Below are 22112 nucleotides of genomic sequence, written 5' to 3' on the forward strand. Positions count from 1 at the left end.
CGATGGATTGGCTGTCTGATGTGTCCACGCCGCTGCTGATTCTCGGCGGCATGGCCCTGGTGTTCGGCGCCCTGCTGGGCTTTGCCGCGGTGCGCTTCAAGGTGGAAGGCGACCCGATTGTGGATCAGATCGACGCCCTGCTCCCCCAAACCCAGTGCGGCCAGTGCGGCCACCCGGGCTGCCGCCCCTACGCCGAAGCCATTGCCAATGGCGAGGCGATCAACAAGTGCCCGCCCGGCGGCCAAGCCACCATCAATGAGCTGGCCAATCTGCTGGATGTGGAGCCGATTCCGCTGGACGCGGAGCACGGGGTGGAAGACATCAAGAAAGTGGCGTTTATCCGCGAGGCGGAATGCATCGGCTGTACCAAGTGCATCCAGGCCTGCCCGGTGGACGCTATTGTCGGTGCCGCCAAACAGATGCACACGGTGATCGTGGACGAATGCACCGGCTGCGACCTGTGCGTGGAACCCTGCCCGGTGGACTGTATAGACATGGTGCCGTTGGAAGTGACACTGCAACGCTGGCACCCGAACAAACCCAGAGACGGAGTCCAGTTGATCGCCAGTGACCGCCCGGAACTGCACACCAATGACCGGAGTGCAGCATGAGCCAGACCGAAGAGAGAATGAGTGCGAGCGAGCGCCGCGCCGCCCGCGAGGCGCACCTGATTGCCAGTGAAAAGGCCCGGGACCTGTCCCGCGAGCTGAAGATCAATGACTTCCATGGCGGCATCCACCCACCGGAGAACAAGCACCAGTCCACCGGCGAGCCCATCGGCAGTATTCCGCTGGCGGCGGATCTGATCGTACCGCTGAACCAGCACATTGGCGCCACCGCCATCCCGCTGGTGAAACTGGGTGACCTGGTATTGAAGGGCCAGAAGATCGCCGAGGCCGATGGTCCGGTGAGCTGCCCCGTGCATGCGCCCTCCTCCGGCAAGGTGGTCGCTATTGAGCCGATGGCGGTGCCCCACCCCTCCGGTATGCTGGCGGACTGCATCCAGATCCGCACCGATGGCCGCGACGAGTGGTGTGCGCTCACTCCGCTGGAAAACTACGCCGAGCGCGACAATGATGAGCTGCTGGAGAAGATCCACGACTGCGGTATTGCCGGTATGGGCGGCGCCGGCTTCCCCACAGCGGTAAAGCTGAGTCCCCGCGGCGGTGCGGTAATCGACACTCTGATCATCAACGGCACCGAGTGCGAACCCTACATCACTGCCGACGACATGCTGATGCGCGAGCGCGCGGAGGAAATCATCGGCGGTGTGGAAATACTCGCTCACCTGCTGGATCAGCCGGAGCGGGTGCTGATCGGCATTGAGGACAACAAGCCGGAAGCCATCAAGGCCATGAAACAGGCGGCCGAGGGCACCCGCTTTCACGTAGTGGTCTTCCCTACCAAGTACCCCTCCGGTGGCGAAAAGCAGCTGATCGAGATTCTCACCGGCCGCGAAGTGCCCAACGAGGGTCTGCCGGCCAATATCGGTATCGTGTGCCAGAACGTGGGCACGGCCCGGGCGGTGTACCGCGCGATTCACCTAGGAGAGCCTCTGATCAGCCGGGTGACCACGGTGGTGGGAGAGTCCCTCAGCCGCCAGCGCAACATCGAAGTGCCGCTCGGCACCCCCATTCGTCACGTTCTCGAATGCCATGGGCTCGATCGCAAAAAGCTCCAGCGCATCGTGATTGGCGGGCCGATGATGGGTTACACCATCGAAGACGAGAGTGCACCGGTGGTGAAGACCACCAACTGTATTCTCGCGCCCACCAATAACGAGCTGCCACCACCGCCACCGGCACAAGCCTGTATCCGCTGTGGCCTGTGCGCGGAGGTATGCCCGGCGAGCCTGCTGCCACAGCAGCTGTACTGGTATGCGCGCGCGGAAGATAGGGAGAAGCTGCAGGCCTACAATCTGTTCGACTGCATCGAGTGCGGCGCCTGCTCCTACGTGTGTCCATCCAGTATTCCGCTGGTGCAGTACTACCGCGCGGCCAAGGGCGATATCCGCGAAGCGCGGGCAGAAAAGGAAAAGGCCGATCGCGCCCGCGAGCGCTTCGAATACCGCAAGCTGCGCATGGAAAAGGCGGAGCAGGAGAAAGAGGCCAAGCGCCTTGAGCGCAAGAGGGCGGCAGACGAGGCGCGCAAACTGCGCGAGCAGAATACCGACACGCCGGACGCCCAGGCCGCCAGACAGGAGGCCGATGTGGTGGCTGCCGCGCTCGCGCGGGTAAAAGCCAAACAGGCCGCGCCGGAACAGGTGCTGGCCCGCGCCCAGCGCACCCTGACCAGTGCCGAACACCGGGTGGAGCGGATGCAGCAGAAACTGGCCGAGGCCGACGATGCCCAGCGTCCACAGCTGGAAGCCCAGCTGAAAACTGCAGAACTGAAACTGAAGGAAGCCCGCGACAAGCTGGCCGAGGCTGAAAAACAGGCCTCTGCCGAGCCGGCACCGGGCGGGGCCCAGGAACCGCCAACACCCTCCACCACCGAGGACAAACTCACTGTGGCCGGCGCCTCTTCTTCTGCCGCAAGCGTCGCCATCGAAAAGGCCAAGGCCGCAGCCGCCGCCCGCGCCAGCATGAGCCCGGAGCAAAAACTCGCATCGGAAATCGAAGCGCTAAAAGCGCGGGTGGACAAGGCCGCAGCGCGGCTGGAAAAAGCCCGCAGCGAAGATGACCCCAATACCGCCGCGTTTGAAAATGCGCTCAGCAAACTGCAGGAAAAGCTGGCGGACAAACAGCATCAGGCCGGCGAGCAGGACTGAGGCGAGGGAAAGAGAGAAAATTATGTCCCTGATGCGAGTCACGTCCCCACACGCCCACTCAGGCCAGAGCACTGCCAAGGTAATGCTGCAGGTGGCCGCGGCCACCATTCCCGGTGTGCTGGCGCTTGTGATCTACTTTGGTCCCGGTGTGTTGATCAATATCGCGCTGTGTACCGTTACTGCGCTCGCCTGTGAGGCGGCGGTAATGAAACTGCGCAATCGCCCGGTAGGGTTTTATCTCAAGGACTACAGCGCGCTGGTAACTGCCCTGCTACTGGGTATCGCCCTGCCCCCCTACTGTCCCTGGTGGATTCCGGTCATTGGCAGTGCGAGCGCGATACTGCTTGCAAAACAACTCTATGGCGGCATGGGCTACAACCCGTTCAATCCCGCCATGGTGGGCTATGTGGTGTTGCTGATCAGCTTCCCGGTGGAGATGACCCGCTGGGCCGGCCCGGCGGAACTGATCCAGGGCGTGCCGGGGCTGGATGAAACCTTTGCGCTGATCTTCGGCAACATGAACGTGGATGGTTTTACCCGCGCCACGCCGCTGGAAATCGTGCGCCACAACCAGTCCACGATCCTGTCCCAGTTGTATGAGATGGAGCCGGTGTTCAACAAAGGCACTCTGGCGGGTCTCGGCTGGGAGATGGCCAATGTCGGCTTCCTGCTGGGTGGGCTGTTCCTGCTGTTCCGCCGCCTGATTACCTGGCACGCACCGGTAGCCATGCTCGCCACTCTGGCAGTACTTTCCGTGGCTTTCTACGACGGCGGCAGCTCCCTAAGTGAGGGCTCACCTCTACTGCACTTGTTCTCCGGTGCCACCATGCTCGGCGCTTTCTTTATCGTCACCGACCCAGTGAGCGGCTGTACCAGCAACAAGGGGCGGCTCATTTTCGGAGCCGGTGTCGGCCTGCTGGTGTTCGTGATCCGCGCCTGGGGCGCCTATCCGGATGCGGTGGCCTTCGCGGTACTGCTGATGAATTTCGCCGCACCGTTTATCGACAATTACACCCTGCCGCGCACATACGGCCACAAAGCCGCGCGCAAGGCCACCGATCTGGAGGAACAGTGATGCTGAAGCGCTCCATCGGTAAAAATGCCGCGGTGCTGGCGCTGTTCGCGCTGGTTACCGCGGGCACCCTCGCCATTACCCAGATCACCACCCGCGAGCCCATTGAGCGCGCCATCCGCGAGGCCTCCGCCAGGGCGTTGCTGGAGATCATCCCCCTCGAGCGCCACAGCAACGATCTGCTGGTGGACACCTACCCCATTCCCAAGCAGTACTGGGCCATGCTCGGACTGAAACAGGGCGGGAATATCAACCTGGCGCGGGAAAGTAGTGGCGTCATCGACGCAGTGATTATTCCCACCGTGGCGCCAGACGGCTACTCCGGGCCGATCCAGATGCTGGTGGGCGTCAACCGCGACGGCAGCATTGCCGGCGTGCGCGTCACCAACCATGCGGAAACCCCCGGTCTCGGCGACAAGGTGGAAGTTAAAAAGAGCGACTGGATTCTGTCCTTCAACGGCAAGTCCCTGGCGGACCCTGAACGAGACCAGTGGAAGGTGCAGAAAGATGGCGGTGCCTTCGACCAGTTCACCGGCGCCACCATCACTCCGCGGGCTGTGGTGAAGCAGGTGCGCAAGGTGCTGGATTTTGTCGCCGAGCATCAACAGGAAATTTTCACTGCGCCGGTTTCCGGGCGCGCGGTAGAAGTGGAACAGCCCCACGTGAATGAAGGGCAACGGAACGGGGAGAAAAACTGATGGCCACCCCAAGCTACAGCGAAATCACCCACAACGGTCTGTGGAAAAATAACCCGGCTCTGGTCCAGCTGCTCGGCTTGTGTCCGCTGCTGGCCGTGACCGGCTCGGTGGTCAACGCCATCGGCCTCGGCCTCGCCACCACCGCGGTGCTGGCCTGCTCCAACCTTGCAGTGTCTCTGGTGCGCCACCAGATGCCGGAAACCGTGCGCCTTCCAGCGTCCGTGATGATCATCGCCACCTTCGTGACCTGCGCCGAATTATTGATGAAGGCATTCACCTACGAGCTGTATCTGGTGCTGGGTATATTCATTCCGCTGATCGTGACCAACTGCGCGATTCTCGGACGCGCCGATGCCTTTGCCAGCAAGAACCCCATACTGCCCTCGCTGCTGGATGGATTAATGATGGGTGTCGGCTTCAGTGCGGTATTGATTGTGATTGGCGCCGTGCGGGAAATTATCGGCCGCGGCACCCTGTTCAGCGATATGGATCTCCTGCTTGGCCCAATGGCCGCCAACTGGACCCTGCCGGTTTTGGGGCAGGATTACTCCGGGTTTCTGGTGGCTGTACTGCCGCCCGGTGCATTCTTGGTGGCGGGACTGTTGATTGCAGCCAAAAATGCTATCGACGCAAATGCGGAAAAACGCCGTAAAGCCCAGGCCAACGTAGTGACTGGCAGCAAACGTGTGAGAACGACCGGCAAAATCCAGTAACGCCACAGGGGAAAACGTTCTTCCCCAGAGTTTCCCCCAAAGACGTCGCAGCCTGATGTCATTTCTGCCAGGCAATGCCGGCCAGCTGGCCGGTAGTGCCATGACCAATTCACCCACCCATACCAAACCAACCTCCGTTTACGCACACCCCCATTCTGATATTTTCGAAGCATCCTTCACATAAAACCCCGTGTAATAGGATGTAATGGGATGCGCCTCACAATCCTGAATTCATCGGTAGCTTAGCCGCAGTACATCGCTAAAATAGTGCGATCGTTCCAGTTTGTCTTGCCGGTCAAATTTATCCATGGCATGCCTCAGAGGCATTCGCTGGAGTGGCCCGATAAAAATAAAACCAATATGTTTAGAGAGCGGAATACTGTGAACAGGCAACACCGCCCACATCATATTTATCATGCTATTTTCATCCGGATACCGTATTACCTGATTCCCGATAGCACATTGCTCACCATCGAAAAGGAATTACCGTCACCATGACTTTGGACAGTGGAAAGTCTGAACTGGTCTATCAAGGTCGCAAAGCACAGCGTGCCGATAGTCGCCAACGCCGCAAAGCCATCCTCGAAGCCACCCTCCGCCTGATTGTTAAAGAGGGGATCCGTGGAATACGTCATCGCGCGGTCGCCAAGGAGGCGGCGGTTCCTCTGGCCGCAACTACCTATTATTTCAAGGATCTGGACGACCTAATCAGTGATGCATTTACCTATTTTGTGGAACTGAATATTGACCAGACCCGGAGCCTGCAGGAAGAAAGTTTTGCCGCCGCCCGTCAGCTTTCTCCTGATCAACTGGCGTCTGTAAATGGCCGCCGCCAGCTGGTGCAGCAGCTGACACGTTTTGTGTTGTCACATATTCGCGCGCAGGCGGCCAATCGCGATCATCGTATTATCGAGCTGGCCTTCAAGAATGAAGCGTTGCGCAACGACGAGCTCACCCGCGCCGTGCGCATGGCCTACCAGGCAACGGAAGGCATGATTGTGGAGTTCTTCGAACTACTGCAGCTGGCCGATCCGGTAGCCGCTGCGCAAATTGTCCACGGCACTATTCTCAATCTTGAGTTTCAGGTTTTAAGCGGCGCCATCTCCATCGAATCACCGCTGCTTGAGCGCGCCATTGTCATGATGATCAGGGGCCTGATCCCCATCGGCGAAGAGGCGTCTGTGCCGATGCGCCTGGAAAGTAAAACCGCCTAAGCACTCTTCACGTCCGCATCTCATATTCGCATCTATCTCATTCCCTTTAAAAATATGCGGAAGAGTATGACTTCGACTGGCGTCTGCTGTTAGCGCAGATATTCCAGGAGAGCACGTTCAACCCGAGGGCCAGATCCTGGCTATGCGCGCGGCAAGGAACCCTACGACTACGTGCGCAAGATCCACGCACGCTATCGAACCTATGTCGCGCTGTTGGAAGATTACGAACGAAGAAACTCAATCGAAACCGGACGTTTTCTGGATTTGCTGCATCCGGAATTCAACACAACAGGGCTGGCGAAACCTCAATCGGGGGAAATCGCGGCGGTCGAAGACCGCCGCCAAAGCCGGAAAGACGTTGCCGTTAACCGGCTTTACAACTGCCCGGCATGGACGCTATCCATTGCTTGAGTAATTCCGCACCTTCTTTATGCGCCAGACTGCGTCCCAGCTCCGGCATCATGGCTCCGGGATCCGTGGATTCAACCCGGAAGTTGAGTATCGACGCCTCGGGGCTGCCTGGCACAATTGCAAACAGCCGGTCCCCGGACCCCGTACCTGCGGCTACTGGCGGTTTACACACCCCCAGCCGGCGCATGTCATGCTCGGCGCCGTATAACATCAAACCAGAGGTATCCGCTGCACCGCTGGGGTTGTGGCAGTGCCCGCAATTGATATCGAGATACGAGCGCGCGCGCTCATCCAGTGAGGCGGCCACATCTTTGTAATCCACATTGCGCGGCACCGCGGCCAACTCCGGAAGCCCACTCAGATATCCCATCTGCTGCCAGTACAGCAGCTGGTTTTCAGTGCCGTCCTGATACGCATAGTCCTTGTTCAGATGCCGCGCCCGGGGGCCAATTGGCCTGATAGCCTTTTGCGTGTGGTTGTCCGCGTGGCATCCGGCACACTGATTCGCGTCTGGTACTACATAGGTAAAACGTTCACTGCTGCCATCCGCACTCACCAGCTGCAAACGCTTGGCGTCTCCGGCAATTTCCAGTACTGCATCTGTCTGGGCTTCGTTCCATACATAGGGCAGAGCCTGCCAACCGTCCACGCGCTTTACCAACAGGCGGGTTTCAATCAGTTTTACCTTCTTAAGGTTCAACCCGCTGCCGGCAAAGTCCGCGGAATAGTCGTCTGTGTTCAGCACGCTACCATCTGTGGCCAGTGGATAGTAAAACGTTTTACTGATGACGGTGCCTACGGGATAGTCAAAATCGTCTTCTCCGTAAACTGCATTGGCGCCCTCTGGCATCCACACTGTTCGCAGTTTGTGCGCGTAATCAGTGAACAACGCGGTGTTGAGATCGTACGGTGTGACCCGCTCGTTGAGTACCAGCTTGCCGTCGATGGCCTCGACCACGTGCCAGTCGCTCAGATTGTCCGGAACGGCACTGTGCTCATGTATGGTGACTGCCTCGCGGGGGGCATCGCACCCCGCGAGTGTCAGGGCCAACACCGCAGCCCCCAGCCATCGGGGAAACAGCAGTTTACGCATCGGTAACCTCAGTGGCAGCGTGTTGCTCTTCCTGAGGTTTTTCCTGCTTGTTGTCGAAATCGAGCACGATCTGCGGCAGCTTTTTCAAACGGCATTGGTGCGCGGTGATATCGGTGGTGATGTTCTTGTAGTCGTTCAGGATATCGACATTAATAATGCCGACGCCTTCATTTTCGATACACAGTTTTAGTTCGTCAGGCAGTTTTCCATCGACCATTTTCTTACTGTCGATGGCACCGTCCCACATCACATCAGGCAGACTGCCGGTGAGACCAAACTTGGCAATTTTCAGCGCCTTCAATTCCATGTGATCGGGAGAGGTACCGCCGCCGCTGAAGGCATTGTTGTAGATATAGATACCTTCGGGATAGGGATCGAAGTCCTGCTGAGTGGACTTGTCGCTGTAGTAGCCGGCAGCGAAGTAACTGCTGACAATGACGTTGGCGGTGTCGTTATCGGAAATTTCGTTGTTGAAGATTTCCACATAGTCATTGGAATTGATGACCACCCCGGAACCCGCAGGCACCGCGGCCACCGGTGTGCCCTCATGACCGAAGTTCTCGGTATTGTTTTTGTAGATCTTATTGTTGTACACCCGGGTGCTGTGGCCCGGTTGTGGCAGGTTCGGCATGTTGAAGACCAGGATACCGCCGGTGTTGTTGGTGGCGATATTGTCGTATACGTCGGCGCCGATGGTATTTTCGATCTCGATACCCGCCACGTTGAACTCGGCGCGATTGTTGCGCACGATCACATTGCGGGACTGCCCCACATAGATCCCGGCGTCCGATGCGCCGATGGCGACATTGCCTTCCAGCAGGGTGTTTTCTGTCTGTACTGGGTAGATGCCATAGGCGCCATTCTCGGTCGCTGGGCCGTTGGTCCACTCCACACGGATATTGCGGATGATGATATTCCGGCCCTCGTTCACCTTCAGCGCATCGCCAATGGTGTCTTCGATGGCCAGGTCCTCAAGGGTGAAGTCGCTGGCGTTGACCAGCAGGCCTTCAGCGCCCTGAATCTGGTCCTTGAAGGACAGAATAGTCTTGTCCATACCCGCGCCGCGAATGGTCACTCCGTCCACATTCAGAGACAGGCTGCGATTCAGCTGGTAGTGGCCCTCCGGAATTTCGATGACGTCGCCGGGCTGTGCCTGGATCAACTGCTTGAGCAGTTGCTTCTGGAAATCCCCGGAGGTCGCGGACGTATCCTGCCCCCCGCTGCTGCGGCCACTGTCCTGTGTACAGGCCGCCGCCAGTGCCGCCATTAACGCAACACCCAATTTGACTGGTGCTTTCATGGATTCTCCCGCTTTCCTTATCTGAATGTTTTTAGAGTTATGTGTCAGCTCTCCCGGTTCGGACCAACCCGGGATTGATAGCGCAACCGCAGCCGGACAGACGCTGAGCAGAGCGTCAATTTGTGACCAATTAAGCGCCATTCGTATTATCTGGTACGAATGTACCAATTTTGAGGCGCAAGAAATGGCGACTGCCGTTGGCCGGATAGTATCCAATGGCCGGTAAGGCGGCAACCGCTAAAACGGAACCCTGTCTCGTTTTAACCAGTCCACCCCAGCATCCAGGCACGACCGTATCCAGACACCGCCACAGAAGACATACCCCCGCGCGAGTACCGGTAAATAAAAACCCGCGCAGAGTCGTGCTCCGCGCGGGTTTGATATTTGTAGCGCCGGGCCGCTGGGCCCAAACGCCAACCGCTCAGTGCTGAAACACCGGTGCCGCCACAAAGCTCCAGAACAGCACGGTAGATACCATCACCACCACCGCCATCACCAGACACACGGTGACCACCGCGCTGGCAAAAAGGAAGCCTCGCTCCTCGGAAACATTCAACACAATGGGAATACCCACATACAGCAGGTAAACAGCGTAGGCGACTGCCAGCGTTGCCAGCAGGATGTCCAGCCACAGAATCGGGTAGAGGCCGGCGGCGCCAGCAACGAAGATCGGCGTTGCGGTAAATCCGGCGATGACCATGCCCTTCATCGGGTGGGTTTTGGCTCCGTAGGTTTTCGCCATCCAGTGAATAAAGTAACCCACGGCGATCACCGCCAAAATCATGGTGACGTAGAACACCGCTACCAGGGAGAGTGCGCTGTTGCTCGTCAGGGTGCGCACCTGTCCGCCGCGGCCGATATTCCAGCCGATTTCGGTGGTGCCGAAGTACCAGCAGAGCGCCGGCAACAGTGCCAGTACAATAACGTAGGGGATCTGACGGTTAAGCCCTTTTTCTGACAATCCGGCAATTTCCTGCCATTGCCTGCGAGGTTGCACCATCAGGCCGTAGAGATGATTCAGCATTCCCATTCTCCTCACTCGCGAGGAACCGCACGGCTTGCCGCCGCGGGGGAGAGCCTTTTCTTTCAGGGAGCCACCGTCTTAACCCGACTCCGTGTCTCAAATTGATCTGGATACTACTTGTCAAAGTGAGGGATACCGCCAAAGGCCATTCCCAGAGTTCCAGCTTCTTGTTTTTGAGCGCTTTCAAACGCTTGCTTACCGTTTTCCGCGCGAAATTACGCGGCGACCAGCCCGGAACAGATTCATATCAACTGAGTGTCAGTTGGCTGCGCCCCGGACTCAACAAAGTTGTAACACCCTGGTCATGCAAGTCAACGCGTGCGGTGCGAAAGATAAAAATAAAAATGCGGTCGTTTCTCCTGGAAACAACCGCATTTCAAAGAGTGCTACCTAATCACTCGACCGATATCCAGTGTCATGATTATTCGCGCGGGAGTGAAAAAACGCGCCGTAATTGCTTGTGCAAAAACAGAAAATGCGCAAAACGACGTCAGAGACTCGCCACCTGCACCAAATGCATCCAACCGAAGCGGTCCTCCGCCCGGCCCTCCTGAATGTCCAGCAACGCGGTCCGCAGCTGCATTGCAACCGGCCCGGGCGCCTGTGCCAACCGGTACCGTTGCTCGCCATCACCCAATTCACTAATGGGGCTGACAATCGCGGCGGTACCGCAGGCGAACGCTTCGGTACAGGTACCGGACGCTACCAGCTGCAGTAGATCGTCGATATCGATCGCCCGCTCGTGCACCTCAAGCCCCGCATCGCGCGCCAAGGTCAGCAGGGACTCGCGGGTAACCCCCTCGAGAATTGACCCGTTTAATGCCGGGGTGTGCAGCGCGCCGTCCATCACCGCAAAAAAATTCATGCCGGAAAGCTCGTCCACTGTGTGGCGGTTGCCCGGGTTGAGCCACAGCGACTGGTCGTAACCGCGTGCCTTGAGCCGGGAAATACTCTGCAGAGACGCGGCGTAATTGCCCCCTACTTTGGCATCTCCGGTGCCGCCAACCGCGGCGCGGCTGTCTTCACGCTCCACCCACAGGCGCATATTGCCGGGATGGTAGGCCTCCGACGGGCTCGCAATCACGTAAAACTCGTAAGCGCGGCTCGCAGTAACTGAAAGGTCCGGCTGGGTGCCCATAAGGAAGGGACGCACATACAGGGATTCACCACTGTTGCCGGGCACCAGGCCGGCGCAGTGCGCAACGACCACGTTCACCGCGTCCATAAACAAAGACTCTGGTACCGGCGGCATGCACAAGCGCTGCGCGGAGTGCGCCATGCGTGCCGCATTGCGCTCCGGGCGGAACAGGCCAATACCCTCATCACCATAACGATAGGCTTTCAACCCCTCGAAACAGGATTGGGCGTAGTGCAGAACCTTGGCCGCCGGGTCTAGCGCCAGCGGACCATAGGGCAGCAGCTCGCCATCACTCCAGCGCCCGTCCTGAAAGCGGGCACGGAACATGACCGGGGCCATCACGGTACCGAAACCCAGTCTCTCCGGCATTTCGAATCCCCGCAGACTGGCGATAGCTTCCGGTTGTATTTTTATGCTCACAAAGCTCTCCCACTGAAGATTGCACAGTTTCGCTTTAACGCGTGAATTATGCCCCCAAACCGCAGCCAGTCCAAACACAACAACCACAAACATTGGCCTATGCGCAACAATATCGAACAATTCAGCATCATAATAGGATGAATCACACCCACATGGCGCGACGGGCACCCGTTGCGCCCACCACGCCCCCAAACCACAAACTAGACCGGGTAGCGCAACAGCGCGCCCTCGGCCGTCGGGGTTTGCATCCCGGCAGAAATTATTGGCACCGGGTTTTGTGAAAATGCCCGTTATCCATTCTCACGACTGCCAGACTCAGTGGGCTCTGGGCAGGTTGCATCCTGTCATTCAGTACGGGTATTTCCACACAATCGCGCACTGGCGCCCCACCCTACGCGGGGAAGTAAAGCGCGAAAATTCGTTGGCTATACTCAGAAATACATGGGCGGTGCTCGCCAAATGCAAGAGAAACCAGCGCCAGGTTGCAGAATGTGTAGCCTGATACGTTTCCCCGGCACCAAAGCCCAGCGTCGAAATCGACAACACACCGGGAAACCGGCAGGAACGTGAACGAACCACACTTCAGGGAGAGAAGTTCCGCGCAACCGGAGTTGCCACAGGCGCTTTTGCGTCTGCAACAGCCACCGGACTGACCGCGGAATTCGCGCTCATCGCGTATCCGCGCAGTGGATAGCGGCGGGCCTTGCACAACATGGAATGGAAGTGGTTCAACCGTGACACAGACAGATACCAGCAACGCAATTGCTATCGGCTTGATGTTTACAGCCTCAGCTCTGCTGTGTGGCCCTGTCGCGGCGGAAGAAGTATCCGCGCTCGACTCAGCCCTAGACAATGCCAAGGCTCCCCCGGCGGCTTACATAGAAGCGGCCTCCAAACCACTGGAAAAACCCAAACGGCAGCTGCGTCCGTCGAAAGCAGCCGATGATTACCGCGATCGGATTGAGGAAATGGAAGCCGAGTACGGTGCCTATGGCGCCGGTATTGATGAGCAGCTCATTGGTTTGGGCAACGCTCTGCAACGCATGGGTTCGCACGAGGAAGCCATTGCCCAGTTCCGCCGCGCCATGCTGATCAACCGCGTGAATGAAGGGCTCTACTCCCTGAATCAGGTGCCGATGATCGAGCGCATGATCGAAAGCCAGATCGCACTGAACCAATGGGAAGATGCCAACGACAACCAGGAATACCTGTTCTGGCTGCATGCAAAAAATTACGGGGAAAAAGATCCGCGCATGCTGCCAATTATCAATACGCTGAGCAACTGGCATCTGCAGGCTTACATCGATGAAAAAGGCACGACGCTGTTCGAGCACCTGATCAATGCCACCAATCTCTATGCGTTGGCGGTGGATATCATTTCTCAGAACTTCGGCGCCAATGATCTGCGTCTAGTGGAAGCCCTGCGCGGTCTCAAAGCCACAAATTATTACCTCGCTACTTACAACGGCGAGCCGCAGGAAGCGGTGGTGATTAACACCAGTTTTGGCGGCGGTGATCTCAGCCCGGACCGCCGCGCAAAGCTGGACCACTACCGGATGAACAGTTTCAGTTCCGGTAAAACGGCGATCACCAAGATCATGGATGTGTACCAGAAAAACCCCGCGTCACCGCCGGCGGCTTCCGCCAAGGCCAAGGTCGAACTGGGTGACTGGTACATGATGTTCAACAAATGGCACTCCGCCCGGGAAACCTATGGCGAAGCCTATCAGGCGCTGTGGGACAACGGCGCCACCAACCGGGAAATCGAGGAAATTTTCGGGCGGCCTGCCGCTCTGCCGGCCCTGCCATTTCTCGAAGAAGATCGCGAGGCGCTGGCAAATTCCTATGTGACGGTTTCCTACGATGTAACCGCCTTCGGCAAGGCGCGCAATATCCGCATCATCAGTGCCAGACCGGAAGACAAGGTCAGTATTCGTTCGCGGGTGCGCAATGTATTGCAAAAAGCAAAATTCCGCCCGCGGTTTGAAAATGGTGAGCCGGTAGAAACCACCGGCATTGTGCAAAAGTTTGTCTTTGAATGAAGAAAGCGTGTTCGACTGATGTAGCGAATTTGGTTTGAGTCTGACGAGAGCCCTGATAAGGCTTGCGGAAAAACTGGCAGCAATTGGCTTCTGCCGGAAAAACCTCGAAAGACAAAAACTGTCGAACAAATAACAGGAAACGGGCCGCTGCGATTCCGCCGCGGCCCGTGAACGCATCAGGAGATGACCCATGGTATTAAGGACGATTGCTCAGCGCTTTACCCATACATCCGTCCATTTGCACAGTCTGCGCTGGCAAAGCCTGGCCTCCGTAGTAGTGCTGGCCGCGGTCATCAGCGGCTGCAAAAACCAGCAGACCCAGCAGCAGCCTCCGGCGCAGCCACAACAGTCTCAGTCGCAGTCCTCGAGTTCGTCCCAGTCCCAGTCACAGTCACAATCGCAGTCGCAGTCTTCGAGCTCTTCGTCATCGAGCCAGTCGCAATCGAGCCCGTCTACGGCCAGCAGCATGCCCTCGCCCAGTTCTCCGAGCAGCAGCCGCAGCCCGAGCATGTCCACGGCGAGTAGCCGCGCGCAGCCGAATACGTCTTTCCCGAGCATCGAATCCGGCGACCGCTCCAGTGAGCAGTCCAGCACATCCTCGCGCAGTGGTGAGGAATCGGCGCGGCGGTCCCGCTCCCAGAGCAGCAGCGATGGCGAGCCCACCGCCAGCAGAAGTCCGTCGACGCCGGTGTACAACGAGTCCGACCAACGCCCGGAAGAATCCCGTATGCCGCCGGACCCATCCTCCAATAAGGAAGGTCAGCCGCCGGATGAAATTGATTTCTCGGAAGAGCAGCAGACTGCCAGCAGTAGTGCATCTTCGAGCTCATCCTCGAGTGCGTCTTCCAGTTCATCCAGTAGCGCATCGTCGAGCAGTGCGTCATCCAGCAGTTCATCATCCAACAGTTCGTCATCCAGCAGTGCATCTGCCAGCGGTGCGCCGAGCAGCGCTTCTAGCAGCACTCCGTCCAGCAATTCCCCTTCGGGGGCCCAAGGTGGAGGACAAAGCGGAGAGCAGTCCACCGCTGCGGCCGGCGGTCAAGCCGGTGGTGGCGCGCCCGCCAGTGCCTCCAGCACCGGCAGCCCACCCAGCGGCAGTGGCGCGCCCAACGAGGCACCGATGAGCGCCGCGGAACGGGTGGCGGAGTTGGAAGGAAGATTCGAATCCACTATGGCCACCTACGACGGAATGATCCTGCGTGAGCGGGATTACGTGCGTAACCGCCCCGCGTCCGCCGAGGAGGAGACCGCAGAAGACGAGGCGCCCCCCGGTGAGTCGCTGGAAGATCTGATCGAATCCGCGGAAGCCGAATTACCGCCCGCGCCCCCGTCTGGCGGCGGTGAACCTGGCGGCGGTCCAGAAGAAAACAACTCCAGCGGCCAGGCCACCGGCCCCGGTCTCCCAACCAAGGGCCGCAAAGGTGAATACAACCACACCAACACCGCTGTGGTAGTTCCCGCCGATGTTCCCACCGGCGATGACGACGACGTAGTGGCACGCCAGATCCGCGAGGCGGCCATGCGCGAATCCGATCCCGAACTGCGGGAAAAACTCTGGGAAGAGTATCGGAAATATAAAAAAACTCAGAAATGAAGATGAAAATTCATCAGGGAGAGTAGTGATATGTTTTTCTCGTACGCACGCAGCGCCCTGTACAGCCTGACACTGGGTTTATTGACTCTCGTCGGCTGCACCACCACCGAGGTGCGCACCACCGCCTACACACCACTCACGGTAGAGGACGCCGCTATTGCGGAAAACCGACTACTCGATGTGGGCATCGTCCAATTCAATGCGGGCTTGAATCAGGAGGACGAACTGGAAGAGGACGACCTGGTCTTCCCGGAACTGCGCCGCGCGGAATCCCGTTACATTGCCGTCACTCTCGCGGATGCGGTGCAATCCAGCCAGGGCTGGGGGGCGGTGCGGGTGGTTCCCAGCGAGCGCACCAATATCGACGTGACCGTCACAGGGAAAATTGTGCAGTCCGACGGTGAAACGCTCACCGTGGATGTCACCGTCGTCGACTCCCGCGGCCAGGTGTGGTTTACCCGACAATACACCGAGCAGGCGTCCCACTACGCCTACGACCGCAAACATCCCACCGAGGGCGATGCGTTCCAGGGCATTTACAATCGCATATCCAACGACATGCTGATTTATCGGCAGGGATTGTCGGACCAGTACATCGCGGAGTTGCGCACGATCTCCGAAATCAAGTTTGCCCAGAGCTTTTCTCCCAGAGCCTTCGAACGCTACCTGGTACAAGACCAAAACGGTCTTTACCGACTCACTGCGCTGCCCGCGGATAACGACCCGATGCTGATACGCGTGCGTCAGATCCGCGAGCGCGATTACCTGTTCGTGGACACATTGCAGGGCTACTACGACACCTTCGTAAAAACCATGGAGACCCCCTATCAGGAGTGGCGAGCCATGAGTTATGAAGAAGTGAAAGAAATGCGCGAACTCAAACGCAAGGCCCGCAACAACACCATCATGGGCGTGGCCGCAATCGTCGGCGGTATTGCCGCGGCTGGCGCCGGCGGCGGTGCGGCACGCCAGGCAGGCAATGTCGCCGTGGCTGGCGGTGGTTATCTTGTAAAAAGCGGATTTGATCGCCGAGCGGAAGCCAAAATGCACATCGAGGCACTGCAGGAACTCGGCGACTCCATGGAGGCGGAAGTGGAACCCCGCATCGTGGAGCTGGAAGACCGCACCGTGACCTTGTCCGGTTCGGTGGAAAACCAGTACCAGCAGTGGCGCGAACTGTTAAAAGAAATCTATGAAGTGGAAACCGGCGGCATAAGCGATATCTAAGCCCCCGGACCTTTCCTGGAAACACGCTCGGTCGGCAGCGGGGATCAAGCCATCCCCGTCTGCCGGCGACCCGAAAATAACAGCGAACGGTGCGGAACATTATGCAATACCGCGATCCATCATCGGACGATGAATCCTTTATCCAACCCGCCGACTTTTCTTTCGGCGGTGAGCCAAAAACGGACAACCTGGGCCAAGCAAAAAGCCGGAAAACGGGAAGTGATGCAACCACTGGTGCGCACGCCGCGAAAAAGCTGACGCCCTGGTTGCTGGGCGGCGCGATGATCGCCGCGTTGGTCGGTGTATTTTGGGTATTGCCGCAAGTTGTGGAAAAACCTGCGGTCGCATCCGTCGCCACCACTGTTCCGGCGGCAGCGACACAAAAGGCCGCACCCAAGGTAGAGGTATCCCCCTTTACCGAGGCGGAAATCACCCAGCAGCGCCGGGAAGTACAGCAGGTGCTGCAGGAAATCCTGCAACTGCAGGAAGAGCTGATAGAGCGCAAGGTAGAAACCTGGGCGGCGGAAGAGTACTTCGCCGCACGCACTCTCGCGGAAGAGGCAGACGGTATTTATCGCCAGCGAAAATTCATGGCCGCGTTGCAGCAGTATCGCCTGGCGCTCACCGGCCTGCAGCAGCTGCGCGACAGTATCCCCACACGTATTGAGCAACATTTGGCGGAAGGGCACGCGGCGCTGGATATCGGCGACGCCGCTGCTGCGAACAAGGCTTTCGATCTGGTGCTGACCATCTCCCAGGATCACCCGCGCGGCGTCAAGGGCAAGTCCCGTGCGGAACGGCTGCCGGAAGTTTGGCCACACGTTGTTAGCGGAAAAAACGCCTTTGCAGAAAATGCTCTGGATATCGCCAAGGCGGCACTGGAAAGGGCCCTGAGCCTGGATAGCGAAACCGAACCGGCGAAAGCCCTGCTGCCAAAAGTAAATGCGGCAATCCTTGAGCGGGATTACAGCCAGGCCATGTCCGCGGGCTATGCCGCCATTGCCGCCGGTGACTACGACACGGCCAAGGCCTCGTTTCACAAAGCCAAGAAGCTCAAGCCTACCGCCAGCGACCCCGATGTAGGTATCACCCAGGCGGAAAACGGTCTATCCAAGGCCCGCCTGGATCGCCTGTTTGCCAGCGCTTCGGAAAATGAAGCGCAAGAGCAGTGGCACCAGGCGGCGGAGCAATATGGCAAACTGATCAAACAGGACGGGAGCCTGGTGGAAGCCATCACCGGCAAGGCTCGCGCCGATGCCCGCGCCAAGCTGGACGATCAACTCCAGGAGCTGCTAAGCGATCCCCTCACCCTGGGGCAGAGCAAACGCAATCAGTATGCGCGCAAGGTTCTCGCGGACGCCCGCGCGCTCAACGCAGACACACCGCGCCTGAAAAATCAGATAGAACAGCTTGAAATCGCACTGACCAAATCCCTGATACCGATTACGGTTTTGTTGCAATCCGATACCAGTACGCACGTGACCATTTATCACGTAGGCAAACTCGGCAATTTTTCCGAGCGGGAAATCGCACTCAAACCTGGCCGCTACACCGCGGTCGGTACCCGCCAGGGATATCGCGATGTGCGCCAGGAATTTGTTGTCGACCCCGGTTCGGAGTCTCCGGTTGTTACGATCCAATGCCAGGAAAAAATTAACAACGCCAATAATTCCTGAACCCGGAAACCAACTCCAACGCGGGCAGATCAAAAGCACACGACGTGAATGTCGCGGTGATTTTGAATTGGCTGCGCGCGCCTCCCGCAGATTTTCTGACCGGCGGACCATACTTTTCATTACTTCCTCACGCCAACATTGACGCCAGTGACGCGTATCGGATGCGCTCCTGGGCATGGACGAATTTGTCGTCCCGGTATCGGTAAAACCGAAAAATCCACGCCAAAAAGACCGGCGCCCAAGCTGCGGGTGCCAGAGCGGGCTAAGCTGAAATGCGCGGCTCTGCCTTTGGGACTTTTGGTACCCAGGCGATCCGGTAAGGAAACCGGTGTGGCGACAGCGGCGGAAAAATCAATAAGTGCGCAGTAACAGGAAACCATAAATGACAGCTAAGGAAGCGGTACCCGTTCGCGAAAACGAGCCGGCCAACGATGATGCCTCAGTCATCCAGCCGATCGGTTTCACCCCTGCCCAGGTTTCCAGTGGTGGCAACAAACTGCTGCTCTCCCCCAAAGCCATCGCTGTGGTTGCCAGCCTCTGCTTCGGCGCGCTGATGCTGGTTTACCTGCTGGTGGCACGCTCCCTGATTTTTGAAACCCAGCCTGCGGATGCCGATGTTTCCGTCAGCGGCTTTGCCTTGCGCCTCGGCGACGGCCACCTGGTGCTGCCCGGCAGTTACCGCTACACCGTCAGCGCCACCGGTTATCTGCCACAGAGTGGCGAAGTGGAAATCAGCAGCGACAGCAACAGCCGCCACGCGGTGAAGCTTGAGCGCCTGCCCGGACATTTGCAGGTCATTACCGAACCAGCGGTACCCGTGCGCATTCTCGTCAATGGCGCGGAAGTGGATAGCAGCGAAGGCCTCGCCCAGTCCATTCCCGCCGGCCGCAAACGTATCACTGTACTAACGGAGCGTTATCTGCCGTTCAGCAAGGAAGTGGAAATCGAGGGGCTCGACAATACGCAGACCCTGACCGCCAGCCTGCGCCCGGCCTGGGCCAATGTACATATCACCAGTAATCCAGCCGGCGCCACCGTCAGCGTGGAAGGAAAAATCCTCGGCACCACGCCGCTGACAGCGGAACTGGTGCAGGGTGATCGCGTGGTCGACATCTCACTGCCGGATCATAAAACCGTACAGATTCCGGTTCCGGTCACCGCCGGGGTGGATCAGACCCTGCAGACTGTCGACCTCGCGGCCGCGGACGGCACCCTGCGGGTGGTGAGCAATCCACCCGGGGCCAGCATCACCGTAAATGGCGAGTACCGCGGCCAGGCCCCGATGGACGTCGCACTCGCTTCCAACCGCCGGCATCAGCTGCGCTTCTTCCTCGACGGTTACCGCTCTGTGGAGCACACCGTGGATGTGCGTGCGGGCGATCTGCGCGACCTGAACGTGGATCTCACCGCAGTATTCGGCGATGTCACCATCACCAGCAGCCCACCGGAAGCGCAGGTATTCATCGACGGCAGGCTGGCGGGGATTGCCGGCGAAACCTTCACCCTGCCCACCCGCAGCCACACCATTACCGTGCGCAAGGCGGGTTACGAGGATTATCAGACCACCATCGTGCCTTCCAGCAAACTCAAGCAGAGTGTGCGCGCAATACTACTCACCGGTGAGCAGGCGCGCTGGAGCAATGTGCCCGCGGAAATCACCCACGGTGCCGGTGGCAAAATGCTGCTGATGCGCCCCAGTTCAGAATTCACCATGGGCTCCTCACGTCGCGAGCAGGGGCGCCAGGCCAATGAGGTACTGCGCAAGATTTCTCTCACCCGCCCGTTTTACATCGGCACAACCGAAGTCACCAACCGCGAATATCGACGCTATCAGCGCATGCACAGTTCCAGCCACACCAATGGTGTCAGTCTGGATAACGACAGCCTGCCGGTGGTGAACATCAGCTGGAATGACGCCGCCCTGTTCTGCAACTGGCTGAGCGCCCGTGACGGTCTCAAGGAGGTTTACCGCACTGAGCGTGGCCGCGTGGTGGGGTTTGACGGCAGCGCCAACGGCTATCGCATGCCCACGGAGGCCGAGTGGGCCTGGGCTGCCCGCTATGAACGCGGCGCCATGCGTAAATTCCCCTGGGGTAATGCGCTGCCGGTGGGCAAAAACTCCGGCAACTACGCCGATAGCAGTGCCGGCCAGATAGTTCCCGCAGTGCTGCGCACCTATAACGACAACTATGCCGCCACCGCACCGGTGGGTAGCTTCGGCCCCAATCATCTTGGCCTGTTCGATATGGGCGGCAATGTCTCCGAATGGATTCACGACCTGTACACCATCGGTACGGGCCTCTCTACCAGGGCTGAAGAAAACCCGGTGGGACCACAGGAGGGCGATTACCACGTCGTGCGCGGCTCCAGCTGGCGGCACGCGGGACTCACCGAACTGCGCCTGTCTTACCGGGATTACGGCGCGGAAGCGCGCGATGATGTGGGCTTCCGCGTGGCCCGCTGGGTCAATTGATCGCGGAGCCAGAGAAGTAAGAACAGAAAGACGTAGGAACAGAGAGAAACGAGGTGTTGGCATGCAACGCTATAGACAAACCAACCTGGTGCGATTCCTGCCCCTGATTCTGCTATGCAGTTTCGCGCTGGGTGCACAAGCGCAATCAGCCGCTGACGACGCGAAGACAGATCAGGAAAAGCAGGAAGAAAAAGTCACCGCCCAGCCTGCTTCAGTCAGTAAAAAAAAACCAGCAGCAAAGATCAAGGCACAGAGCGCCCAAAGTGCCGACAACTACGAAGCAACGGAAGAAATATCGGAAGACCTCTCGGTCTCCTACCCGGTGGACATCTAGCAACAGCGAATAGCGCGAAAATTCCAGCGGAAATCTGAGCAATAGCCGGGCCTCGCCAATGGAATGGCCCCACAAATAAGCGGGAATACCCATGAAATTCAAGTCTTCAGATTTTATGTTCCAGCTGTTCGCCCTGCTCGGGGCCATCATCCTGGTACACGCCATTTACGTAGCCATCATCCGCCCCAACGCCGACGCTCTGATCCAGGAGCAGATGGCAAGGGAGGAAGCCGGTGAAACCTATATTCAGCAACGCTCGATGTACATTGTGTTGCGCGATTATGAACAGGAAGCCTGCTTCGTACTGATGCTGTGGGCCATGGCCATCATGGGACTAAAGGCACGACGCAGTATGCGCGAGCGCAAACTACTGGACCAGGCGCTGCTAAATGTCAGCGAGGGCACCCCGATTCTTCCGGAAGACGCGCGCGATCTGTCGCGGCCAATCCAGGCCTTGCCGGAGGAGGAGCGCAACTTCCTACTACCCCGCGCCCTGCTCACAGCGCTGCAGCGCTTCGGCTCCACCCGCAATGTGGCCGCCGTTTCCAATTCGGTGAAGGAAGTATGTGAGACCGAGGGCGACCGCCTCGATTCAGAACTGGCGATGGTGCGCTATATCACCTGGGCGATTCCCTCCATCGGGTTCATCGGTACGGTGCGCGGTATCGGCGAGGCATTGGCACAGGCACACCGCGCAGTGGAAGGGGATATTGCCGGTGTGACCGTGAGCCTCGGTGTCGCGTTCAACTCCACTTTTGTCGCACTTGTCATCAGTATTGTCATTATGTTTTTCACCCACCAACTGCAGTTGATGCAGGAACGGCTGGTGCTGGATACCCAGAATTACTGTGACAACAATCTGCTGCGCTTTCTGAAAGTCAGCTGAACAAATCCAGGGCGCCCACGGAGCCGG

The 22112-nt window shown here is 58.5% G+C and carries 20 protein-coding genes; 14 read left to right on the forward strand and 6 right to left on the reverse strand.

What is annotated here, in order from left to right; all coding sequences use genetic code 11:
- The first annotated feature begins 2 nt into the window (after positions 1-2).
- The 7 genes from rsxB to FDY93_RS12815 all read left to right on the forward strand — a co-directional run bounded on the left by rsxB (position 3) and on the right by FDY93_RS12815 (position 6878).
- Entirely contained in the window at positions 3-611 is a 609-nt protein-coding gene (gene rsxB, locus FDY93_RS12785) for an electron transport complex subunit RsxB (RefSeq protein ID WP_138236149.1), read from the forward strand.
- Positions 608-2770 (forward strand): electron transport complex subunit RsxC, encoded by a 2163-nt coding sequence (rsxC, locus tag FDY93_RS12790; RefSeq protein ID WP_138236150.1) that lies wholly within the window; start codon positions 608-610, stop codon positions 2768-2770. Before rsxB ends, rsxC begins: the two co-directional genes overlap by 4 nt.
- 22 nt (positions 2771-2792) lie before the next feature.
- Positions 2793-3845, forward strand: coding sequence for an electron transport complex subunit RsxD (gene rsxD / locus FDY93_RS12795; protein WP_138236151.1), 1053 nt, complete (start codon positions 2793-2795; stop codon positions 3843-3845).
- Positions 3845-4540, forward strand: coding sequence for an electron transport complex subunit RsxG (gene rsxG / locus FDY93_RS12800; RefSeq protein ID WP_138236152.1), 696 nt, complete (start codon positions 3845-3847; stop codon positions 4538-4540). Before rsxD ends, rsxG begins: the two co-directional genes overlap by 1 nt.
- Positions 4540-5253 carry an electron transport complex subunit E gene (locus FDY93_RS12805; RefSeq protein ID WP_138236153.1) on the forward strand — a complete coding sequence of 238 codons (714 nt, stop codon included), beginning with the start codon at positions 4540-4542 and terminating at the stop codon, positions 5251-5253. Before rsxG ends, FDY93_RS12805 begins: the two co-directional genes overlap by 1 nt.
- 494 nt (positions 5254-5747) lie before the next feature.
- Positions 5748-6467 carry a TetR/AcrR family transcriptional regulator gene (locus tag FDY93_RS12810; protein ID WP_138236154.1) on the forward strand — a complete coding sequence of 240 codons (720 nt, stop codon included), beginning with the start codon at positions 5748-5750 and terminating at the stop codon, positions 6465-6467.
- A gap of 171 nt (positions 6468-6638) precedes the next feature.
- On the forward strand, positions 6639-6878 hold the full coding sequence (locus FDY93_RS12815; RefSeq protein WP_138236155.1) for a hypothetical protein: 240 nt from the start codon (positions 6639-6641) through the stop codon (positions 6876-6878).
- Here the strand turns inward: FDY93_RS12815 and FDY93_RS12820 are convergent.
- The 4 genes from FDY93_RS12820 to FDY93_RS12835 all read right to left on the reverse strand — a co-directional run bounded on the left by FDY93_RS12820 (position 6832) and on the right by FDY93_RS12835 (position 11853).
- Positions 6832-7971 (reverse strand): SO2930 family diheme c-type cytochrome, encoded by a 1140-nt coding sequence (locus tag FDY93_RS12820; RefSeq protein ID WP_138236156.1) that lies wholly within the window; start codon positions 7969-7971, stop codon positions 6832-6834. The two genes, FDY93_RS12815 and FDY93_RS12820, sit on opposite strands and share 47 nt — an antisense overlap.
- Positions 7964-9271: a parallel beta-helix domain-containing protein gene (locus tag FDY93_RS12825; protein ID WP_171018981.1), complete on the reverse strand. Its 1308-nt coding sequence runs from the start codon at positions 9269-9271 to the stop codon at positions 7964-7966. Before FDY93_RS12825 ends, FDY93_RS12820 begins: the two co-directional genes overlap by 8 nt.
- A 421-nt stretch (positions 9272-9692) precedes the next feature.
- A complete protein-coding gene (locus FDY93_RS12830) occupies positions 9693-10295 on the reverse strand; it encodes a Yip1 family protein (RefSeq protein WP_138236157.1) in 603 nt (200 codons plus the stop codon).
- A gap of 490 nt (positions 10296-10785) precedes the next feature.
- Positions 10786-11853, reverse strand: a complete 1068-nt coding sequence (locus FDY93_RS12835) for a branched-chain amino acid aminotransferase (RefSeq protein WP_138236158.1) — start codon at positions 11851-11853, stop codon at positions 10786-10788.
- 734 nt (positions 11854-12587) lie between these two features.
- Here FDY93_RS12835 and FDY93_RS12840 point away from each other — a divergent pair.
- Positions 12588-13895, forward strand: a complete 1308-nt coding sequence (locus tag FDY93_RS12840) for a hypothetical protein (RefSeq protein ID WP_138236159.1) — start codon at positions 12588-12590, stop codon at positions 13893-13895.
- Positions 13896-14246: 351 nt separating this feature from the next.
- On the opposite strand, the gene FDY93_RS12845 is transcribed toward FDY93_RS12840, so the two are convergent.
- Positions 14247-14645, reverse strand: coding sequence for a hypothetical protein (locus FDY93_RS12845; protein WP_138236160.1), 399 nt, complete (start codon positions 14643-14645; stop codon positions 14247-14249).
- Between the two features lie 9 nt (positions 14646-14654).
- On the reverse strand, positions 14655-14858 hold the full coding sequence (locus FDY93_RS12850) for a hypothetical protein (protein WP_138236161.1): 204 nt from the start codon (positions 14856-14858) through the stop codon (positions 14655-14657).
- 157 nt (positions 14859-15015) lie between these two features.
- Between FDY93_RS12850 and FDY93_RS12855 the strand changes: the two genes are divergently transcribed.
- From FDY93_RS12855 to FDY93_RS12880, 6 genes are all read left to right on the forward strand, one after another.
- Positions 15016-15489, forward strand: a complete 474-nt coding sequence (locus FDY93_RS12855) for a hypothetical protein (protein ID WP_138236162.1) — start codon at positions 15016-15018, stop codon at positions 15487-15489.
- Positions 15490-15519: 30 nt separating this feature from the next.
- Complete coding sequence (locus FDY93_RS12860; RefSeq protein ID WP_138236163.1) at positions 15520-16716, forward strand: hypothetical protein; 1197 nt, start codon at positions 15520-15522, stop codon at positions 16714-16716.
- Positions 16717-16817: 101 nt separating this feature from the next.
- Positions 16818-18392 carry a hypothetical protein gene (locus FDY93_RS12865; RefSeq protein WP_138236164.1) on the forward strand — a complete coding sequence of 525 codons (1575 nt, stop codon included), beginning with the start codon at positions 16818-16820 and terminating at the stop codon, positions 18390-18392.
- A 382-nt stretch (positions 18393-18774) separates the two neighbouring features.
- Positions 18775-20865, forward strand: a complete 2091-nt coding sequence (locus FDY93_RS12870) for an SUMF1/EgtB/PvdO family nonheme iron enzyme (RefSeq protein ID WP_138236165.1) — start codon at positions 18775-18777, stop codon at positions 20863-20865.
- 61 nt (positions 20866-20926) lie between these two features.
- The gene (locus FDY93_RS12875; RefSeq protein ID WP_138236166.1) at positions 20927-21199 is read left to right on the forward strand and encodes a hypothetical protein; all 273 of its coding nucleotides are present in this window, start codon (positions 20927-20929) and stop codon (positions 21197-21199) included.
- 91 nt (positions 21200-21290) lie between these two features.
- Positions 21291-22085 (forward strand): MotA/TolQ/ExbB proton channel family protein, encoded by a 795-nt coding sequence (locus tag FDY93_RS12880; protein WP_138236167.1) that lies wholly within the window; start codon positions 21291-21293, stop codon positions 22083-22085.
- Positions 22086-22112 lie beyond the last annotated feature (27 nt).

This window comes from Microbulbifer harenosus, assembly GCF_005771435.1.
Classification (GTDB): Bacteria; Pseudomonadota; Gammaproteobacteria; order Pseudomonadales; family Cellvibrionaceae; genus Microbulbifer; species Microbulbifer harenosus.